Here is a 19435-nt window from a genome sequence, read left to right on the forward strand (position 1 = left end):
ACTGAATAAACTAGACTGAATTGGCGCCACGCGAGGCTGTGGTTTCAGAACGTGCGCCCGAATTTTGGAGGAGAAGACCCATGTTTGACGACCGGTATACGCTCGCCTACAAGCGCTACCCCTATGAAAAATCCCCCGATCAGGACAAAGCCGACGCCGTGCGCCACCCCGTGGTGGTGATGGGTGGCGGTCCAATCGGGATCGCCACCGCGCTGGACCTTGGCCTGCAAGGAATCCCAACGCTGGTGCTGGATGACCACGAAGGCGTCGGCATGGGCAGTCGCGCGATCTGTTTCGCCAAACGCTGCCTTGAAGTGGCCGACCGCTATGGCTGTGGTGAGCCGATGCTGGACAAAGGCGTTGTCTGGAACGTGGGCAAGGTGTTCCACAAGGACGATCAGGTGTTTGAGTTCAACCTGCTGCCCGAGGAAGGCCACAAGTACCCGGCCTTTATCAACCTGCAACAGCCTTATTATGAAAGCTTCCAGTTGGACCGCTTTGAAGAGTTGCAGGCGCAGGGTGCCCCGATCGAAATCCGCGGCAAGAACCGCATCGACAATGTCGAGGTACGTGACGACCACGTAGTGCTGACCGTGATGACCCCGGACGGGGAATACAAGGTCGAGGCCGACTGGCTGATCGGGTGCGATGGCGCCTCGTCGCCGCTGCGCAATATGCTGGGCTATGACTTTACCGGCAAGGTGTTCCAGGACAGTTTCCTGATCGCCGACATCAAGATGAAGGGCGATGTCGACTTCCCGACCGAACGCTGGTTCTGGTTCGAACCCAGCCACGGCGAAGGCGCCTCGGTCCTGCTGCACCGCCAACCCGACGACGTCTGGCGCGTCGATTTCCAGATAGGCTGGGACGTGGACCGCAAAGAAGAACTGAAAGAGGAAAACATCCGCCGCCGCCTTGATGCCTTCCTCGGCGGGGTCGAATACGACATGGTCTGGTCTTCGATCTATACGTTCCAGTGCAAGCGCATGGAAAGCTTCCGCCATGGGCGCGTGTTCTTTGCCGGCGATGCCGCACACCAGGTGTCGCCCTTCGGCGCACGCGGGGCGAACTCGGGCATGCAGGACGTCGACAATCTGGGTTGGAAACTTGGCCTGGTTATCAATGGCAAAGCCCCCGAAACCCTGCTGGACAGCTATAATGACGAACGCATCCACGGCGCGGACGAGAACATCCTGAACTCGACCCGTTCGACCGATTTCATCACGCCAAAATCCGCCATGTCGCGGCTGTTGCGGGATTCGGTTCTGGCCCTGTCCGAGCATTATGAATTTGCCCGACCGATGGTGAACTCGGGTCGCCTCTCGGTGCCCTGTACCTATGATGGCTCGCCGCTGAATTCAGCCGATGCGCTGGATGGTCCGGCACGCACCCGCCCCGGATCTCCCTGCCCGGATGTGCCGCTGGCAGACGGGTTCCTTCTGTCGAAGCTGGGCAATGACTTCATCCTGCTGACCATCGACGCCGATGCGCCGGACGAGTTCGAAGAAAGCGGCATCACGGTCAAGCGTCTGGCGCTGTCGACCCATGACGACCCGACCCTGCTGCTGAAAGAACGGTATCTTGGTGACTGTGACTCGGGTGTTTACCTGATCCGCCCCGACCAGCATGTCGCAGCCCGCCGTCCCAGCTTTGATGAAAACCAGATCCGCGCCGCCGTCCGCCGCGCGATTGGCAAGGAGTAATCCCCATGTCCGATCTCATCCTGACCCCGAATATCCAAGGCGTAGACGATTTCTATGCCGAACTCATTGCCGCCCACGAGGGCCTGTCCGACGCGGACAGCCAGGCGCTGAATGCGCGCCTCGTGCTGGTCATGGCCAACCATATCGGAGACCGCGCGACCCTGTCTCAGGCGCTGGCCGCTGCCGCGCTCAAATCGGAGGAGTAACCCCCCATGAAAATCGAAAAGATTCACCACGTCGCCTATCGCTGCAAGGACGCGAAAGAGACCGTGGAATGGTATGGCAAGATGCTGAACATGGATTTCATCCTGGCGATTGCCGAGGACCATGTGCCCTCGACCCACGAACCGGACCCCTATATGCACCTGTTCCTTGATGCGGGTGACGGCAACGTGCTGGCCTTTTTTGAACTGCCGACCAAGCCGGAAATGGGCCGCGATCCCAATACCCCGATCTGGGTGCAACATATTGCGTTCAAAGTGAAAGACCGCGAAACCCTGATTGAATTCAAGGAACATCTCGAAGCCAACGGTGTCGAGGTGCTGGGCGTTACCGACCACTCGATCTTCCACTCGATCTATTTCTTCGATCCTAACGGTCACCGTGTGGAACTGGCCTGCCCGGACCCCGAGGAAGAAGCGATGCTCAAGCGGATGGACGAGGTGAAATGGGACATGCTGAACGAATGGTCCGTCACCAAGAAGGCGCCGAAACACGCGGATTGGCTGCATGCCAAGGAACTGAACAAGCAAGCTTAACATCGCAAGTGAATTGCGTTAAATTCAGACAACCGGCCCTCGCGGCCGGTTGTTGCGAAAAAGGCAGGGAAATCAAATGACTGACACGATTCTTTATGACTATTGGCGCTCGTCTGCCAGCTATCGGCTGCGCATCGCGCTGAACCTTGCGGGGATCGACTATCAGGCCGTTTCAGTGGACCTTGTCAAAGGGGATCACAAGACGCCCGCGCATCTGGATCGCAATCCTCAGGGTCTTGTGCCGGTACTTGAAATCGACGGGCACAGTTTTACGCAGTCTCTGGCTATTCTGGATTATCTGAATGAAACCAGAGACTTGAACCTTTTGCCAAGCGATCCCGCCAAAGCGGCCAAGGTGCGGGCCATGGCGCATACCGTCGCCGTGGATGTGCATCCGGTCTGCAACCTGGGCGTCGTGGCGCATGTAGCCAAGCTCTTGCCGGAACACCCCGAGGCCAAGGTCGACTGGATGAAGCACTTTATCCCGCCGGGACTGCGCGCGTTCGAGGCTCTGATGGGCGCATTTGACCAAGCCCCATATGCCTGTGGCGACCAACCGTCGTTGGCCGATATCTGTCTGATGCCGCAACTGTATAATGCGCGGCGCTGGGGGGCGGATTTTTCCGACTGTCCGCGGATCCAGCAGGTTGAGACGGCCTGTGCGGTGCATCCGGCCTTTGCCGCCGCCCACCCTGACGCGGTGCAACCCGACTAGTAAAATGGCTGTTTTGTACAAGTTTCCGGGGGCACAGTGCCCGGTTTGTACAAAAGTTTTCGGCAATACATTGTTAACGCCCTCTGCGTCTTGCGATGCAGAGGGCGTTTGGTTTGAGGGAAACAGGTCAGCCCTTCACCCCTTTTATGTTACGAAAATTTTCCCATTTATTGTTTTGTGTAACATTTTGCTTGCCTCGAATCATTTTCCAACCTATCCCGACCATGCGGTCGGCTATTTCCGGCGATGAACAGGACAAAGGTAATCCCCATGGACGCATTCATCTGCGACGCAACCCGCACCCCGATCGGGCGATATGGCGGCGCACTTTCCTCGGTAAGGGCAGACGATCTGGCAGCGGCCCCCATCGCTGCGCTGGTCGCGCGCAACCCCCAGGTCGACTGGGCGAGCATTGACGACGTGATTTATGGCTCGGCCAACCAGGCGGGCGAAGACAACCGCAACGTGGCGCGCATGGCGGCCCTCTTGGCCGGTCTGCCGATCGACGTACCGGGCACCACTGTGAACCGTCTTTGTGCTTCGGGCATGGACGCGGTCGGCATGGCCGCACGCGGCATCAAGGCGGGCGACTATGACATGGCCATCGCAGGCGGTGTCGAAAGCATGAGCCGTGCGCCTTTCGTGATGCCCAAGGCCACCAGCGCCTTTACCCGCGCAAATGCGGTCTATGACACCACCATTGGCTGGCGCTTTATCAACAAGAAGATGCACGAGATGTACGGCACGGATTCCATGCCGCAGACTGCCGACAACGTGGCCGAGGATTATGACATCAGCCGCGCCGATCAGGACAAGTTTGCCGCCAACAGCCAGGCCCGCTGGGCCGCGGCGCAAGAGGCGGGCATATTCAAGGACGAGATCACCCCGGTCACCGTACCCCAACGCAAGGGCGATCCGGTCATCGTGGACACCGACGAACACCCGCGCCCCGGCACCACCGCCGAGAAACTGGGTGGCCTGAAAGGTGTGAACGGCCCCGACAAGACCGTCACCGCCGGCAACGCGTCGGGCGTGAATGACGGTGCCGCCGCGATCCTGCTGGCCAGCGAAGCCGCCGCCGCGAAAAACGGTCTGAAACCGATGGCCCGCGTGGTGGGCATGTCGGCCGCCGGTGTGGCGCCGCGCGTCATGGGCATCGGCCCTGTTCCGGCCAGCCAGAAGGTTCTGGCGCGCGCAGGTCTGACCATCGACCAGATGGATGTGATAGAATTGAACGAGGCTTTTGCCTCTCAGGGGCTGGCAACGCTGCGCGAGCTTGGTGTCGCGGACGATGCACCCCATGTTAATGCCAATGGCGGCGCGATCGCCATGGGTCACCCGCTGGGTATGTCCGGCGCGCGGCTTGTGTTGACGGCCGCCTATCAGTTGCAACGCACCGGTGGGCGCTATGCGCTGTGCACCATGTGTGTTGGTGTGGGACAGGGCGCCGCCCTGATCCTTGAACGTGTTTGATCGGGAGGAGTTACCGGTATGTATGCACAAATGATCAAGACCGCCCGTTCCGGCGTCAAGACCCGCGAGGAAATGACGGATCAGGAACGCGAGTTTCAAGACAAGATCGACAACGACATCAAGATCGAGCCGCGCGACTGGATGCCGGACGACTACCGCGCCACGCTGATCCGTCAGATCGGCCAGCACGCGCATTCGGAAGTTGTGGGGCAGCTGCCCGAGGGCAACTGGATCACGCGCGCCCCGACGCTTGAGCGCAAGGCAATCCTGCTGGCAAAGGTGCAGGACGAGGCGGGCCACGGTCTGTACCTGTATTCCGCAGCCGAAACACTGGGCGAAACCCGCGACGAGCTGGTCAAGCTGCTGCACGAAGGTCGCATGAAGTATTCGTCGATCTTCAACTATCCCACCCTGAACTGGGCCGATATCGGCGCCGTGGGCTGGCTGGTTGATGGCGCGGCGATCGTGAACCAGGTCGCGTTGCAACGGACGTCGTACGGCCCCTATAGCCGCGCCATGATCCGTATCTGTAAGGAAGAAAGCTTCCACGCGCGTCAGGGCTATCACGCGATCATGAAAATGGCATTCGGCACGCCCGAGCAAAAGAAAATGGCTCAGGATGCGGTCAACCGCCTGTGGTTCCCGGCAATCATGATGTTCGGCCCGAACGACAGTGAATCGACCCACTCGGAACAGTCGATGGCGTGGAAGATCAAGGTCAAGTCAAACGACGAGCTGCGCCAGCAATTTGTCGACCAGACTGTGCCGCAGATCGAATATCTGGGTCTCGACCTTCCGGATCCGGGGATCAAGTGGAACGAAGAACGTGGCCACTATGATTTCTCGGACCCGAACTGGGACGAATTCTTCAACGTCATCAAGGGCAACGGCCCGTGCAACGTCGACCGTCTGAACGACCGCGTCAAAGCATGGGAAGACGGACAATGGGTCCGCGATGGTCTTCTGGCCCACGCCCGCAAAAAAGCCACTGCAAAAGTTGCAGCTGAATAACGCTCTCGAGGAGGAAAGCGACATGAAAAACGAATGGCCCCTCTGGGAAATCTTCATCCGTGGTCAACATGGCATGAGCCACCGTCACGTGGGCAGCCTGCACGCACCAGACGCCGAAATGGCGATCAAGAACGCGCGTGACGTCTATACCCGCCGCAACGAAGGTGTGTCGATCTGGGTTGTGGAAGCCCGTCACATCAGCGCCACCGCACCGGGCGAAAAAGGCCCGCTGTTCGAACCCTCGGAGTCGAAGGTCTATCGTCACCCGACGTTCTTCGACATCCCCGAAGAAGTGGGGCACATGTAATGTCGGTCGATAAGGATAAACTGCTGCAGTTCCTGCTGCGTCAGGGGGACAACACCCTGATCCTGGGACACCGCGTGTCCGAATGGTGCGGTCATTCGCCCATTCTGGAAGAGGATATCGCACTGGCCAACACCGCGCTGGACCTGATCGGCCAGACGCAGATGTGGCTGGGCTATGCCGCCGAAGTTCAGGGCGAAGGCAAGAGCGCGGATGATCTGGCATTCCTGCGGGACGCCTGGGATTTCCGCAACGTGCTGCTGACCGAGCTGCCCAATGGCGACTTTGGCCGCACCCTGCTGCGCCAGTTCCTGTTTGATGCCTTCCAGTCGGTTCTGATGGGCCGCCTGATGAAGTCGTCGGACGAAACCGTTGCCGCGATTGCCGCCAAGGCGTCGAAAGAGGTGGCCTATCACGTTGAGCGTTCCGCTGACACCGTGGTGGGGCTGGGTGACGGCACCGAAGAAAGCCACAACCGGATGCAAGAGGCGCTGGACTACCTCTGGCCCTATGTCGGCGAGATGTTCGAGAGCGACGACGTGGATGCCGCAATGGCAGACGCAGGCATCGCGCCCGATCCGGCCTCCTTGCGCGACGAATATGACGCGCTGGTGGGCAGGGTTCTGGCCGAAGCGACCCTGACCATCCCCGCGGGCAACTATGCCCACAAGGGTGGCCGCACCGGTTACATGCACACCGAACACCTTGGCCATCTGCTGACGCAAATGCAGTGGCTGCAACGCGCCTATCCGGGCTGCGAATGGTGATGTGTTAGGGGCCCTGAACGACAGGGCCCCTGCCCCACAAGGAGCAAGGACATGACCCAGCCAAGTGTGAAACAGGTCTGGGAATGGTTGGAGACCATCCCCGACCCCGAGATTCCAGTGATCACGCTGGTGGATCTCGGCATTATCCGGAACGTGGAATTCGACGGCGATACCTGCGTGGTGTCGGTCACCCCGACCTATTCCGGTTGTCCGGCGACCTCGATGATCAACATGGATATCGAGACCAAGCTGCGCGACTGCGGACTCGAAAAGATCGAGCTCAAGCAGCAGCTGGCCCCCGCCTGGACCACCGACTGGATGTCCGACAAGGCCCGTGCGGCCCTTGAGAAATACGGGATCGCGCCGCCGCAACCGGCGGGCGGGCCCAAACGCTGTCCCCATTGCGGCGGCACGCATCTCGAAAAACTGAGCCAGTTCGGCTCGACCCCGTGCAAGGCACAATGGCGCTGCCAGGACTGTCTTGAACCCTTTGAATATTTCAAGTGCATCTAGGGAGGACCCGGAATGGCACGTTTCCACGATCTGGAAGTCACGGACATCCAAAAAACCATCCGCGACGCTGTTGTCGTGACCCTCAAGCCCGTCAATGGCGCGGCCGAGGAGTTTGATTTCACCCAAGGCCAGTACCTGACCTTCCGCCAGGATTTCGACGGCGAGGAACTGCGCCGGTCCTATTCGATTTGCGCAGGCAAGGATGACGGCATCCTGCAGGTCGGCATCAAGCGTGTCGATGGTGGCGCGTTCTCGACCTGGGCCAATGAAGAGCTGAAAGTCGGCGACACGGTGCAAGCAATGCCCCCGATGGGCGGCTTTTTTACCGCGCTGGATGCCGGCAACGAGAAAAATTATCTCGGCTTTGCGGGCGGGTCGGGCATCACCCCGGTTCTGTCGATCCTGAAAACCACGCTGGCCCGTGAACCGAACAGCACCTTCACGCTGGTGTACGCCAACAAGGGCGTGAACACGATCATGTTCCGCGAAGAACTGGAAGACCTGAAGAACACCTATATGGGCCGCTTCAACGTCATTCACGTTCTGGAAACCGACGCGCAGGAAATCGACCTTTTCACCGGTCTCGTGACCGAGGAAAAATGCGCCCAGCTGTTCAACACCGGATGGATCGATATCTCGTCGATCGACACGGCCTTTATCTGTGGCCCCGAGCCGATGATGCTGGGCATTGCCGCCGCGCTGCGTACTGCCGGTCTGGACGACGCGCAGATCAAGTTCGAGTTGTTCGCCTCGTCCCAGCCGGGCCGCGCCAAGCGCAAGGCTGTCAGCAAAGACGCAGCATCCGGTGCCAACCAGACCACCGCAGCGATCACGCTGGACGGATCGACCCAGACTGTCGAGATGGCCAAGGACATTACCATTCTGGACGCCGCCTTGGACAACAAGATGGACGCGCCCTATGCCTGCAAGGCCGGGGTCTGCTCGACCTGCCGCTGCCGCGTTCTGGAAGGCGAGGTCGACATGGTCGCCAACCACGCGCTCGAGGATTACGAGGTCGAAAAGGGCTATGTCCTGTCGTGCCAGTCCTATCCCGTGACCGACAACGTCGTTGTCGACTTTGACCAGTAAGGGAGGAAAGACCATGGCCGAAGATATGAGCATTGAAAGCTATCTCGCCGCGGGCGGCGTTCTGACCAACCCGTCCAACGTGCCGCCGCGCTATCGCGCCGAGCTGATGAAACTGATGACCACCTTCGTGGACTCTGAACTGGCGGGTGCTGCGGGCTTTGCCGATGTGATCAACGCAGGCCCCGGCATCAAGGAACGCATCGCCGCCGCGAAGATCGTTCTGGAAAAGACCGACAATGCCGACAAGGTATTGAAGATCATGGGCGAATTCGGTGTGGACGGTGACCGCTATGCCAACCACCACCCGTGGACCGCACGCCTGGACCGCGACGCCGATATCGGTGCCTCGCGCACCAGGCAGGACATGCGCCTTGCAGTGTTCAACTATCCGCTGGCCGGTTGGGCCGACGCGGTGGTGATGAACCTGTTGATGGGCCGTGCCGTGGCCGTGCAGATGGCCGAATTCTCGATGGTGTCATATCAGCCGCTGGCCGAAGCGTTCCGCGCGATTGCCCCGGTTGAAGCCCGTCACGCCGAACTGGCCGAAGAAGGTGTCGAAAAACTGCTTGAGACCGAGGACAAGGCCGGCTTGCAGGCCAGCGTGGACTACTGGTGGCCGCGTGTGGCCGCCTCGTTTGGGTCAGCGGCGTCAGACAAGGCCGAAACGCTCAAAACCATGGGGCTGCGCAAGACGGCAAATGCCGATCTCAAGGCCCGCTGGGAAGCCGAAACAAAGGCCATTCTGGAAAAACTGGGTCTGAAAGCCGGGTAAGTCCCGCTTCGTCCCCAGAAACGTCAGGCCCCGGTGACACCCGTCATCGGGGTCTTATCATTGTTCGCAGCCCCCTTCGCCGCCTTCCAGTTTGTTGACCGTGCGCAGCAATACGCGCGACAACTGTTCAATCTGCTGCGGGGACAGGGCACTTTCCAGCATTTCCTGTTCCTGTTGGCTGACAGCCTCCATCGAGGTTTCAGCCAAGGCGCGCCCCTTGGGTGTCAACTGCACAAAGCGGCTGCGTTGGTCGGCGGGGTTGTCGGGCCGCGTCACCAGCCCGTCTAGCTCCAACCCTTTCAACACCTTGGTCATGCCGCCCGAGGTGATGAGGATGGATCGGTAAAGCTCGGTCGGTGTCAGGCGATGGGGCGCGGCCTGCCCGCGCAAAGTGACCAGCGCCTCGAATCCGGCCTGGGTCAGCCCGAACCCGGCCAACGTTTCCTTGTACGCCGCGATCACCAGATCATTGAGACGGATCAGGGCCAGAACCGTCGTGGCTGATGGCGTGTCCTGCTCGGGCCAGTTGCGCCGGATGTCGGCGAGGATTTCGGCGATGGTCAGTTTTTGCATGGGATTGGAATAATGTATCTTGCAAGAAAGATAAATACACCCTAGATCAACCAAACAATCTTTCTGGAAAGGTAAAAATATGCGCTCGCTGCCGGACCGCATTCGTCACACATTGATGTTCGAGGGGATCGCACTGGGGTTGGTGACTGTGGGCGGCAGCGTTCTGACCGGGCATTCATTGCAGGCGATGGGCGGCCTTGGCGTGATGTTCAGCCTGCTCGCCATGGGGTGGAACCTGTTGTTCAACTATCTGTTCGACCTCTGGGACCGCAAATACCGGGACATGGCCGCGCGCACGGTGCGTCTGCGCATGGTCCATGCGGTGCTGTTTGAATCCGTTTTGTTGACTGTGGGCCTGTTCCTGACCGCGTGGTGGTTGCAGATCGGGTATCTTGAGGCGTTCCTGCTGGATCTCGGATTCTCAGCCTTTTTCCTTGTCTATGCTTTCCTGTTCAACTGGACCTATGACGTGGTGTTTCCCCTCCCCCGCCCGCAGGGTGAAAAGGCCCCCGCGCATTAGGTCGGCACGGGCAGTACATCGCGGCTGATCATCGTGCGCAAGGCAAAGTTCGATCGCATGTTACGAATGCCCGGCACGCGCATCAGGCGGTGCTCCAGAAACTGGTCAAAGGCGGCGAGATCGGCCACCACCACCCGAAGCAGGATATCGCGCGACCCGGTCATCAGGTGACATTCCATGACCTCGTCAAAGCCGCGCACGGCCCGTTCAAACGCCTCGATCCCGCCCTTGGCCTGCTGTTCCAGCTCGACCGAGATAAAGACCGAGACCGGCAGGCCAATCTTGTGCGGATCGACACGAGCGGCATAGCCGGTGATAACGCCGTCGGATTGCAAACGGTCCAGGCGTCGCGCGCAGGGCGTGGGCGACAGGCCCACCGTCTCGGCCAGGTCAGCAATGGTCATGCGCCCGTCCCGTTGCAGCGCGGCGATGATTCTACGATCTATGGCATCCATGGTGCTTTTCTCTATATATTGACTGATTTTTAGAGCATTTCTTCACGATTGCGCAAGCAGTGGGCCGAAATTGGTGAAAATCACTCTTCGCAATATGGCATAAAATCCGCCAAACAGGAGGAGAAACGCCAGATGACCACACCCTTGGAGATCAGCAGCGTGTTTGCACCGGGTCACGAAACCGTTCTGCGCGTCGAGGATGCCGCGACCGGCCTGACCGGGTTCATTGCCGTGCATTCAACCGCTCTCGGACCAGCGGCGGGGGGGCTGCGGATGCGCCCCTATGCCAGCACCGATGCGGCGATCGAGGATGTGCTGCGCCTGTCTCGGGGCATGACCTACAAGAACGCCGCGGCGGGCCTGCCTCTGGGCGGGGGCAAGGCGGTCATCATGGGTGATCCGGCTGAAATCAAATCGCCCGAATTGCTGCGGGCCTTTGCCCGCGCGATCAATACGCTGGACGGGAAATACTGGACCGCCGAGGATATGGGCATGACACCTGCGGACATGACGATCCTTGCCGAAGAAACCCGCTTTGTCGCGGGTCTGCCGGACGGGAAATTCGCCAGCGGCGATCCGTCGCCGATCACCGCGCGGGGCATTTTCCAGTCAATCCGCACCACCGCGCGCCACCGGTTTGGCAGTGCTGACCTGACCGGTCGGACCGTCGCCGTTCAGGGGCTGGGCCATGTCGGGGCGCATCTCTGCCGGATGCTGCACGAGGCAGGGGCCAAGCTGATCGTGGCCGATCTGGACACCGCGCGCGTGGCGCAGGCTGTGGCCGAGTTTGGCGCGCAACCCGCAGATGCCACCGGCATCCTGCGCGAAAAGGCCGATATTCTGGCCCCTTGCGCCATCGGGGGCATCCTGAACGAAAGCACCATTGACGGCCTGCAAGTCGCGGCAATCTGTGGCGGTGCCAACAATCAGCTTGCCACGGATGAGGACGGGAAACTGCTGCATGCACGCGGGATTCTCTATGCACCCGACTTCGTGGTGAATGCCGGCGGGATCATCAACGTAGCGACCGAGATCCTTGAAATCGGGGCTCGAGACGCGTTCGTAGATGAAAAACTGGCCGCGCTGGACACGACGCTCGACCGGATCCTGACGCGTGCGGCGCAAAGGGGCTGTAGCCCTAACGACGTCGCAACAGAGATCGTGGATGAAATCCTGGCCCCCAAGGCCGCCTGACCCTACAAGTAACGCCGGCCCACCAGCGACCGGCGTTTTCTTTTGGACCTGGTTCAGCCCGCCGGGGCCGGACGTTTGTTCAGAAACCATCTTTCCAGCGTGCGGAAGCTGACTTCGGCGATCAGCACGGAAATCAGGGAATAGGCGATCAGTATCAGCCAGCCATTTGCGATCCCGAGAGCATGGACCACGTGCAGGGCCAGCAGGTGATAGAGATAAATTCCATAGCTGACCTCGCCTACGCGCGCGATAAATGGGTGGGTCAGGAAGGGGGACCAGACCGTATCCTCGTACAGGACCAGCGTGATCAGCGTGGCCGTCATCAGGACGTGGATCAAGAGGTTCGGCAATCCGCGAAGGTCAAAGGGCGTAATCTGGATTGTAATCGCCAGTAGAACGGCACAGACCCAGGGCGCAAGGGGTTTACCCAACACCGTATCGAACGCCGCATACCCCCGTTGCGAATTCAAAAGCACGGCAGCGAGCGACCCCATCAGGATCGGCGCATAGGTTGCCACGGGCAGCTTGAAGGTCAGTGGCCCAAGCTGGGGCGGCGTGACCCCAAACAGCCCCATCGCCGCTGTGACATTCAGTGCGATCAAAACTCCCAGAACGGGCACGACCCATCTGGACGGTAGCAACAGCAAGGCCAGAGGCCACAACAGATAATACTGCTCTTCAACCGACAGGGACCAAGTGATCGACAGCGTCGGGATGTGATCCGTCAGGAAATTCGATAGAAACAGATAATAATAAGGCAGTTGCGTGAAATATCGCGTTTCGCCCTTGATGCCGATGAAATACGCCGCAACGAGGGTCACGACAAAGAAATAGACCGGCAGGATGCGCAGCGCGCGACGGATATAAAAGTGCCGCAGCGAAAAACGGCCAGTGCGATCCCGTTCCCGCAGCAACAGCGTGGTGATGAGAAACCCGCTGAGCACAAAGAAGAAATCAACGCCCAGAAATCCGCGGTCGAGAATGGGCCAGGTTTCGGACTGCACCGGCTGGGCATGGTGCCAGAGCACCATGGCGATACAGATGAACCGCAACCCGTTCAGGTTCTGAAAGTAAGACACGGACCGATAGGCCCGAAAGCGTGAGGCGCTTTCATGGCCCATGGCCAAAGGCTGTTTGGCATCTGCCGTGTCTGTCATCTGCGCGCCCCATTGCAAGGTGGCTTATGTTTTCAGCCACTATGCAAGGGTTCAGAGCTTGGGGACACCCCCGAGTGTCAGGTTGCTGACCAGTGTGGCGTATTCCTCGCGGGCGGCGCTGCCGGCGCCGGAGTTCCACATGTAGTACCAGTTCAACATCCCGAACACCGACATCGTGGCCGAGCGCAGCTTTTCAGGCTGGCCGTCGAACACGTCTGGCGCGATCGACTGCACGATGTCACGGACGAAAACCACCATATCCCGCTGATACCCGCGCAGAAGCTTTTGCTGATCTTCCGGCAGGGCCGACATAGAGCCGATCTGAACCTGGTGTTCGTGATCGGCCCCTTGATAAGCCAACAGCGTTTCTGCCACGACATGCCGCAGCTTTTCCTCGGGCGCGAGGTTCGCAATTTCGATCCCGCAGATCCTGTCGCGCAGTTCGCGCAGATAGGTCTCTAGCAGGTCAAACAACAGCGCGTCCTTACTGTCGTAATAGTGGTAGATATTCGCCTTGGAGATCCCGCATTCGCGCGCCAGCATCGCCATGGAGGCGCGGTCAAACCCCTCGGTTGCGAATACCTTGGCGGCATTCGTCAGGATCTGCTCGCGCTTCTGGTCGTGGTCTTTTGCGATCGTGCGGGCCAATGCTTACTCCTTGTCGCGGTTGTCGATAACACGAACCGCTTTACCTTGGGAACGGGCAACGTCGCCTGGGTTGCCGACGATGACCTCGGTCGAAACCCCCACCATGTCCTTGATGTGCTTGGTCAACATACGCGCGGCAGCGGTTTTCGACAGGTTGTCTGCGGCGTCCGGGTTGGCCTCGACATAGACGCGCATCGCGTCCATGCGGCCCGACTTGAACAGTTCGATCTGGAAATGCGGGGCCAGACCGCCGGTGGCCACAACCTGTTCCTCGATCTGGGTCGGGAACACGTTCACACCGCGCAGGATGATCATGTCGTCGCTGCGGCCGGTGATCTTGGCCATGCGGCGCATCGAGCGCGCAGAGCCCGGCATCAGAGTTGTCAGGTCACGCGTGCGATAGCGGATCATCGGCATACCTTCCTTGGTCAGCGTGGTGAAGACAAGTTCGCCTTCCTCGCCGTCCTCGACCGGTTCGCCGGTGGTGGGGTTGATGATCTCGGGATAGAAATGGTCTTCCCAGATGTGCAGGCCGTCTTTGGTTTCCACACATTCGTTGGCGACGCCGGGGCCGATGATTTCGGACAGACCGTAGATGTCGACCGCGTGCATATCAAAGGCGTCTTCTACCTCTTTGCGCATGGCGTTGGTCCACGGCTCGGCGCCAAACACACCCACCGACAGGGACGACTCGCGCGGATCAAGACCGGCCTTGTGGAACCCTTCAAGGATGTTCAGCATATAGGACGGGGTGACCATGATACCGTCGGGTTTGAAATCGGTGATCAGGCCCACCTGTTTCTCGGTCTGACCACCGCCCATGGGCACCACTGTCGCGCCAAGGCGCTCGATCCCGTAGTGCGCGCCAAGGCCACCGGTGAACAGGCCATAGCCATAAGCATTATGCACGGTGTTGCCGGCACGCAGACCAGCGGCGCGCAGCGACCGCGCCAGAACGTCGGCCCACATCGAGATATCGTTTTTGGTGTACCCCACTACGGTCGGCTTGCCTGTCGTGCCGGACGAGGCGTGCAGGCGGATGATCTGGTCGCGCGGCACGGCGAACAGGCCAAAGGGATAGTTGTCGCGCAGGTCGTTCTTGTAGGTGAAAGGGAACTTCGCCAGATCCTTCAGCTCTTTCAGGTCGTCGGGGTGCACGCCGGCTTCATCAAAGCGCTGTTTATACATCGGCACGTTATCATAAGCGTGGCGCAGCGACCATTTCAGGCGCTCAAGCTGGGTCGCGCGGATTTCATCGATCGAGGCAATTTCGATCGGGTCCAGATCGGCTTTGTTCGGGGTAAGGTCTTTCATCGCATCCTCCTCGACACGGTTATTCTTCGAAAAGCTGGCCCTTGATTGCGCGCGAGAACCCACGGAACTCGGCGATCACGGTGCCATCCTGATTGGTGACTTTCACGTCGTAAATACCGCTGCGCCCGGTCAGGCTCAGCTCGGTTGCGGTCGCGGTCAGGACGTCGCCAAGACGCCCCGGCGCGAGGTAAGAGATGATATTATGCTGCGCGACCGTCGACTGGTTGCGACTGTTGCAGGCAAAGGCAAAGGCGCTGTCGGCCAGCGAGAAGGTAATACCGCCGTGACAGATACCGTGACCGTTCGAATGGCGTTCCGCCACGGTCAATTGCAGCACGGCGCGACCTTCGTCGACCTCGACTATGGTCATGCCGAGGTCCTGACTGGCGCGGTCGCCCGCCCACATGGCGGCGGCGGATTTCTCTGCGCGGTCCTTGGGGGTCATTTGCCTTTGAACTCCGGTGTGCGTTTTTCGAGGAAGGCCGACACGCCTTCGGCATAGTCGTCGCTCTCGCCACAGATCTTCATGGCGTCAGCTTCCATTTCAAGGTGGTCTTCCAGCGTGTCCACTGCGGCGGCCTGAATGCACTTCTTGGTCAGCCCAAGGCCCAGCGTCGGCCCGTTGGCGAATTGTTCGGCCATGCTGCGGGCCTCGTCCATCAGGGCACCATCGGGCAGGGCCTTCCAGATCAGACCCCAGTCCTCGGCCTGCTTGGCGGGCAGCGGTTGGGCGGTAAAGGCCAGTCCCTTGGCACGCGCTTCTCCCAGAAGGCGCGGCAGGTGCCACGATCCACCGGTATCGGGGATCAGGCCCACCTTGGAGAAGGACTGTATGAACTTGGCGCTTTCCGAGGCCAGCACCACGTCACAGGCCAGTGCCACGTTGGCCCCTGCCCCGGCGGCCACACCGTTTACGGCGCAGATCACGGGGAAGTCGAGAGACCGAATCAGGTTCACCAGCGGTGCATAGAAGGTGCGGACCGTCTTGGACAGGTCGGGCTTGCCCTCCATCTTCGAGGGATCACGGTCGCCCAGATCCTGACCCGCACAAAAGCCGCGCCCAGCCCCAGTCAAAAGCACGCAGCGCGCGCCCGAATCGCGCGCGCCTTCAAGGGCGGCACGCAGCGCGAGATGCATTTCGTCATTGAACGAATTGAGTCGGTCCGGACGGTTCAGGGTGATTTCAACCCAATTTCCATGGTCCTGCGCAAGAATCGTATCGCTCACTGCATCCTCCCTTGGCGATCATTTCAAACATCATCTTGCATAAACCGAACGGTTGGTCAATAAAAGAGCGGAAGATTGATTCTAAGAACGCGGAAATTTTGTGCATGTCGGAAAATCACGTGGTCACGGTCACCCATCAGGACGATGTTGCCTGGGTCGAGATCAACAATCCCCCCGTTAACGCAACCTCGACCGCCGTCCGTCAGGGGCTGGCCGATGCGGTTCAGGCCGTGCAAGGCGCGCGGGTCGCGGTGCTGACCTGTGCAGGGCGCACCTTCGTGGCCGGAGGGGACATGTCGGAATTCGACGCGCCCCCGGTGGAACCCCACCTGCCCGACGTGGTTCAGATGATCGAAGACAGCCCCGTGCCCTTTATCGCGGCCATGCATGGCAACGTACTGGGCGGCGGTTTCGAGATCGCCATGGGCTGTGCCTGGCGGATCGCCGTGGCGGGTACCGGTTTCGGCCTGCCCGAGGTCAATGTCGGCCTGATCCCCGGCGCGGGTGGCACGCAACGCCTGCCACGCCTGATCGGCATGGACGCAGCCATCGACATTGCCTGCTCTGGAAAAATCATCAAGGCCGACGAGATGCTGGCACTTGGTGGGATCGACATCGTCGCCGAAGACCTGAACAGCGCCGTCGCCGCGTTTGTCGCGAGCCTGCCCGAGCGCCCCGTAGGCGTCAGCGCCCGCGCCGTGCCTGCATTTGACTCTGCCCTGATCGATACCAAGCGCACCGCTCTGGTCAAACGGGCCAAGGGGCAGCAATCGCCGCTGGAAAACCTGACCGCGCTGCAATGGGCGCTGGCCCCCTTTGCCGAAGGCCAGCCCAAGGAACGGGCCCGCCATCTGGAACTGCGCCAGTCCGCCGAAAGCCGCGCCTTGCGCCACGCTTTCTTTGCCGAACGTGTCGTCGCCAAACCCGACGCCATCAAGGGGGCCGAACCGCGCCAGATTGACTCGCTCGTGGTGGTGGGCGGTGGCCTGATGGGCGCGGGGATCGCCACCTCGGCCCTGAATTCCGGATTGTCCGTCACCCTGATCGAACGCGACGCCGAGGCAGCAGCCACCGCCGAAACCCGCGTGCATGGTCTGCTGGAAGGCGCGGTGAAACGCGGCAAGATGACGGCCGAAGCCTTCGAGGCGCGCAAGGCCGCTTTCCGCGCTGCATCTGACTATGCCGCTGCGGCAAGCGCTCCGTTGGCCATCGAGGCCGTGTTCGAGGACGTGGACGTCAAGCGCGAAGTGTTCCAGAAACTCTCTGCTGTGATGGACAAAAATGCGATTTTGGCGACCAACACCTCCTATCTTGATCCAATGCTGATCTTTGGAGGGATCGAGAACCAATCGCGCTGTCTGGGTCTGCATTTCTTCAGCCCGGCCCATATCATGAAGCTGTTGGAGATCGTGAAAACCCCGCATACCAGCGCCGAGGTTCTGGCCACGGGCTTTGCGCTTGGCAAACGCTTGCGCAAAGTATCGGTCCTGTCCGGCATTTGTGACGGGTTCATCGGCAACCGCATTCTGGCCGCCTATCGCCGGGCTGCGGATTATCTCCTGGCCGATGGCGCCCTGCCCTATCAGGTGGACGCCGCGATGCGCAAAGTGGGCGTTCCGATGGGCCCCTACGAAATGCAGGACCTGACCGGGTTACAGATCGCCTGGGCCAACCGCAAACGGCAGGCCGCCACGCGCGACCCCAAGGAACGCTATGTCACCATCGCCGACCAGCTTTGCGAAATGGACCGTCTGGGCCAGCGCACGGGCAAAGGGTGGTACCGCTATGAAGAGGGCAACCGGACGCCGCAACGCGACCCCGAAGTCGAGGATCTGATCGTTAAATACTCGGCCGATCACGGGATCATCCGGCGCGACTTCAGCGACGAGGACATCTCGGGACGTCTTCTGGCCGTGATGGCCAACGAGGGCGCGCAAATTGTCGCCGAGGGAATCGCCGAACGCCCCGCTGACGTGGATATGGTCAAAATTCATGGCTACGGGTTCCCACGTTGGCGTGGGGGGCCGATGCAGTACGCCACTGAAATCGGGTGGCAAAAGTCTCAGGAATTCATGCAGTTGGTGGTGGAGGAAAGCCCCGACTCATGGAAGATCGCACCGGTCCCGGCGCGGTTTGAAAAGTGAACCGAACATCGTTGATAGTTACAAAATCAACGGTTAACACCGCAACGAATTGGCATTTAAGGGAGGATCTCATGGCCAAATTCTCGAAAATCACCTCGCTTCTGGCAGGCGCCACCATGGCTCTGTCGGCAGCCGCGGCTTTTGCTGCAGACCACACGCTCGTTATCTCGAGCTGGGCACCGCCGACCCACGGCATCAACGCCAAGATGTGGCCCAAGTTCATCGAGATGGTGGAAGAAGCCACGGACGGCAAGGTCACTGCCGAGCTGAAGCTGGGCATCGCCCCGCCCCCGGCCCAAATGGACCTGATCATGGACGGTGCGGCGGATGCGTCGATCATCTTCCACGGCTACCAGCCCGGCCGTTTTGTCACCACCAAGATGATCGAACTGCCTGGCTATGAAGGCTCGGCCGAGGCGGCATCGGTGGCCTACTGGCGCGCCTATGAAAAATACCTGTCGGCTGCCAACGAGCACCGCGGTGTAAAGCTGATTGCTCTGCACACGCACGGCCCGGCCCAGCTGCACTCGGGCGCGACCGTGACCGACATGGCGCAGATCGAAGGCATGAAAGTGCGTATCCCCGGTGGTGTTGGCGGTGACGTCGGCGCGGCTCTGGGTGCCACCGGTATCGCCGTGCCTGCCCCCAAGGTCTATGAAACCCTCGCTTCGAACGCCGCCGACGGTGTTGTGATGCCGATGGAATCGCGCAAGGGCTTTAAGCTGACCGAAGTCGCCCAGAACGTCTATGAAGTTCCGGGTGGCCTGTATCGTGGTTCGTTCGCGTTCATCATGAACGAAGACGTGTTCGCAGACCTGCCTGCCGACCTGCAGAAAGCCCTGGACGAGAAAGTCTTTGGTGAACCGCTGTCGCGCGAAATCGGCAAGATCTGGGACGAGATCGACGGCATCGGTCGTGAGGCCACCACCTCGACCGAAGGCAACGCCATCAACGCGGCCTCGGCAGCGGACCTTGAAAAGTTCAACGCCATTGCTGCAGACGTCCGTGCCAAGGTCATCGCCGAAGTCACCGAAGCCGGTGTTGACGGTCAGGCGGCCTATGACATGATCGCCCAAGAGATGTCGGCCTACTAAGACC

At 60.3% G+C, this 19435-nt stretch carries 22 protein-coding genes; 15 read left to right on the top strand and 7 right to left on the bottom strand.

The features are described from left to right. The first annotated feature begins 80 nt into the window (after positions 1–80). The 11 genes from WNE31_RS14245 (at position 81) to WNE31_RS14295 (ending at position 9105) form a co-directional block, all read left to right on the top strand. Positions 81–1703 (top strand): FAD-dependent oxidoreductase, encoded by a 1623-nt coding sequence (locus WNE31_RS14245; RefSeq protein WP_349980550.1) that lies wholly within the window; start codon positions 81–83, stop codon positions 1701–1703. A gap of 5 nt (positions 1704–1708) precedes the next feature. Further along, positions 1709–1909, top strand: coding sequence for a DUF2783 domain-containing protein (locus WNE31_RS14250; protein WP_349980551.1), 201 nt, complete (start codon positions 1709–1711; stop codon positions 1907–1909). 6 nt (positions 1910–1915) lie between these two features. Then, the gene (locus tag WNE31_RS14255) at positions 1916–2461 is read left to right on the top strand and encodes a VOC family protein (RefSeq protein ID WP_349980553.1); all 546 of its coding nucleotides are present in this window, start codon (positions 1916–1918) and stop codon (positions 2459–2461) included. 76 nt (positions 2462–2537) lie between these two features. Further along, a complete protein-coding gene (gene maiA / locus WNE31_RS14260) occupies positions 2538–3176 on the top strand; it encodes a maleylacetoacetate isomerase (RefSeq protein WP_349980554.1) in 639 nt (212 codons plus the stop codon). Positions 3177–3446: 270 nt separating this feature from the next. Beyond that, complete coding sequence (gene pcaF / locus WNE31_RS14265) at positions 3447–4649, top strand: 3-oxoadipyl-CoA thiolase (protein ID WP_349980556.1); 1203 nt, start codon at positions 3447–3449, stop codon at positions 4647–4649. 18 nt (positions 4650–4667) lie between these two features. Next, a complete protein-coding gene (gene paaA, locus WNE31_RS14270) occupies positions 4668–5660 on the top strand; it encodes a 1,2-phenylacetyl-CoA epoxidase subunit PaaA (RefSeq protein WP_349980558.1) in 993 nt (330 codons plus the stop codon). A gap of 22 nt (positions 5661–5682) precedes the next feature. Continuing rightward, complete coding sequence (paaB, locus tag WNE31_RS14275) at positions 5683–5967, top strand: 1,2-phenylacetyl-CoA epoxidase subunit PaaB (protein ID WP_349980560.1); 285 nt, start codon at positions 5683–5685, stop codon at positions 5965–5967. Further along, entirely contained in the window at positions 5967–6731 is a 765-nt protein-coding gene (paaC, locus tag WNE31_RS14280; protein WP_349980562.1) for a 1,2-phenylacetyl-CoA epoxidase subunit PaaC, read from the top strand. The genes paaB and paaC overlap by 1 nt, the downstream gene beginning before the upstream one ends. Positions 6732–6782: 51 nt before the next feature. After that, on the top strand, positions 6783–7244 hold the full coding sequence (gene paaD, locus WNE31_RS14285) for a 1,2-phenylacetyl-CoA epoxidase subunit PaaD (RefSeq protein WP_349980563.1): 462 nt from the start codon (positions 6783–6785) through the stop codon (positions 7242–7244). A gap of 12 nt (positions 7245–7256) precedes the next feature. Further along, positions 7257–8333, top strand: a complete 1077-nt coding sequence (locus tag WNE31_RS14290; RefSeq protein ID WP_349980565.1) for a 2Fe-2S iron-sulfur cluster-binding protein — start codon at positions 7257–7259, stop codon at positions 8331–8333. Positions 8334–8346: 13 nt separating this feature from the next. Beyond that, complete coding sequence (locus tag WNE31_RS14295; protein ID WP_349980567.1) at positions 8347–9105, top strand: Phenylacetic acid catabolic protein; 759 nt, start codon at positions 8347–8349, stop codon at positions 9103–9105. Between the two features lie 57 nt (positions 9106–9162). Here the strand turns inward: WNE31_RS14295 and WNE31_RS14300 are convergent, their stop codons facing one another. Beyond that, on the bottom strand, positions 9163–9678 hold the full coding sequence (locus WNE31_RS14300; RefSeq protein WP_349980569.1) for a MarR family winged helix-turn-helix transcriptional regulator: 516 nt from the start codon (positions 9676–9678) through the stop codon (positions 9163–9165). A 79-nt stretch (positions 9679–9757) separates the two neighbouring features. Between WNE31_RS14300 and WNE31_RS14305 the strand changes: the two genes are divergently transcribed. Beyond that, a complete protein-coding gene (locus WNE31_RS14305; RefSeq protein WP_349980571.1) occupies positions 9758–10198 on the top strand; it encodes a PACE efflux transporter in 441 nt (146 codons plus the stop codon). Here WNE31_RS14305 and WNE31_RS14310 read toward each other — a convergent pair. Further along, entirely contained in the window at positions 10195–10653 is a 459-nt protein-coding gene (locus WNE31_RS14310; protein ID WP_349980573.1) for an Lrp/AsnC family transcriptional regulator, read from the bottom strand. The genes WNE31_RS14305 and WNE31_RS14310 overlap by 4 nt on opposite strands. A 132-nt stretch (positions 10654–10785) precedes the next feature. Here WNE31_RS14310 and WNE31_RS14315 point away from each other — a divergent pair, with 132 nt between their 5' ends. Next, the gene (locus WNE31_RS14315) at positions 10786–11847 is read left to right on the top strand and encodes a Glu/Leu/Phe/Val family dehydrogenase (protein WP_349980575.1); all 1062 of its coding nucleotides are present in this window, start codon (positions 10786–10788) and stop codon (positions 11845–11847) included. Positions 11848–11900: 53 nt separating this feature from the next. On the opposite strand, the gene WNE31_RS14320 is transcribed toward WNE31_RS14315, so the two are convergent. The 5 genes from WNE31_RS14320 to paaG are packed head-to-tail and all read right to left on the bottom strand — an operon-like array spanning position 11901 to position 16193. Then, positions 11901–13004, bottom strand: coding sequence for an acyltransferase family protein (locus WNE31_RS14320; RefSeq protein WP_349980576.1), 1104 nt, complete (start codon positions 13002–13004; stop codon positions 11901–11903). Positions 13005–13055: 51 nt separating this feature from the next. Next, positions 13056–13652 carry a TetR/AcrR family transcriptional regulator gene (locus tag WNE31_RS14325; protein ID WP_349980578.1) on the bottom strand — a complete coding sequence of 199 codons (597 nt, stop codon included), beginning with the start codon at positions 13650–13652 and terminating at the stop codon, positions 13056–13058. A 3-nt stretch (positions 13653–13655) separates the two neighbouring features. After that, a complete protein-coding gene (gene paaK, locus WNE31_RS14330) occupies positions 13656–14966 on the bottom strand; it encodes a phenylacetate--CoA ligase PaaK (protein ID WP_349980579.1) in 1311 nt (436 codons plus the stop codon). Between the two features lie 19 nt (positions 14967–14985). After that, positions 14986–15411 (bottom strand): hydroxyphenylacetyl-CoA thioesterase PaaI, encoded by a 426-nt coding sequence (paaI, locus tag WNE31_RS14335; protein ID WP_349980580.1) that lies wholly within the window; start codon positions 15409–15411, stop codon positions 14986–14988. Next, positions 15408–16193 (bottom strand): 2-(1,2-epoxy-1,2-dihydrophenyl)acetyl-CoA isomerase PaaG, encoded by a 786-nt coding sequence (gene paaG / locus WNE31_RS14340; RefSeq protein ID WP_349980581.1) that lies wholly within the window; start codon positions 16191–16193, stop codon positions 15408–15410. Before paaG ends, paaI begins: the two co-directional genes overlap by 4 nt. 104 nt (positions 16194–16297) lie before the next feature. Between paaG and WNE31_RS14345 the strand changes: the two genes are divergently transcribed. Beyond that, positions 16298–18337: an FAD-dependent oxidoreductase gene (locus tag WNE31_RS14345; RefSeq protein WP_349980582.1), complete on the top strand. Its 2040-nt coding sequence runs from the start codon at positions 16298–16300 to the stop codon at positions 18335–18337. Positions 18338–18408: 71 nt separating this feature from the next. Beyond that, a complete protein-coding gene (locus tag WNE31_RS14350) occupies positions 18409–19431 on the top strand; it encodes a TRAP transporter substrate-binding protein (RefSeq protein ID WP_349980583.1) in 1023 nt (340 codons plus the stop codon). Positions 19432–19435 lie beyond the last annotated feature (4 nt).

The sequence above is a fragment of the Shimia fortis genome, from assembly GCF_040225985.1.
GTDB lineage: Bacteria > Pseudomonadota > Alphaproteobacteria > Rhodobacterales > Rhodobacteraceae > Shimia.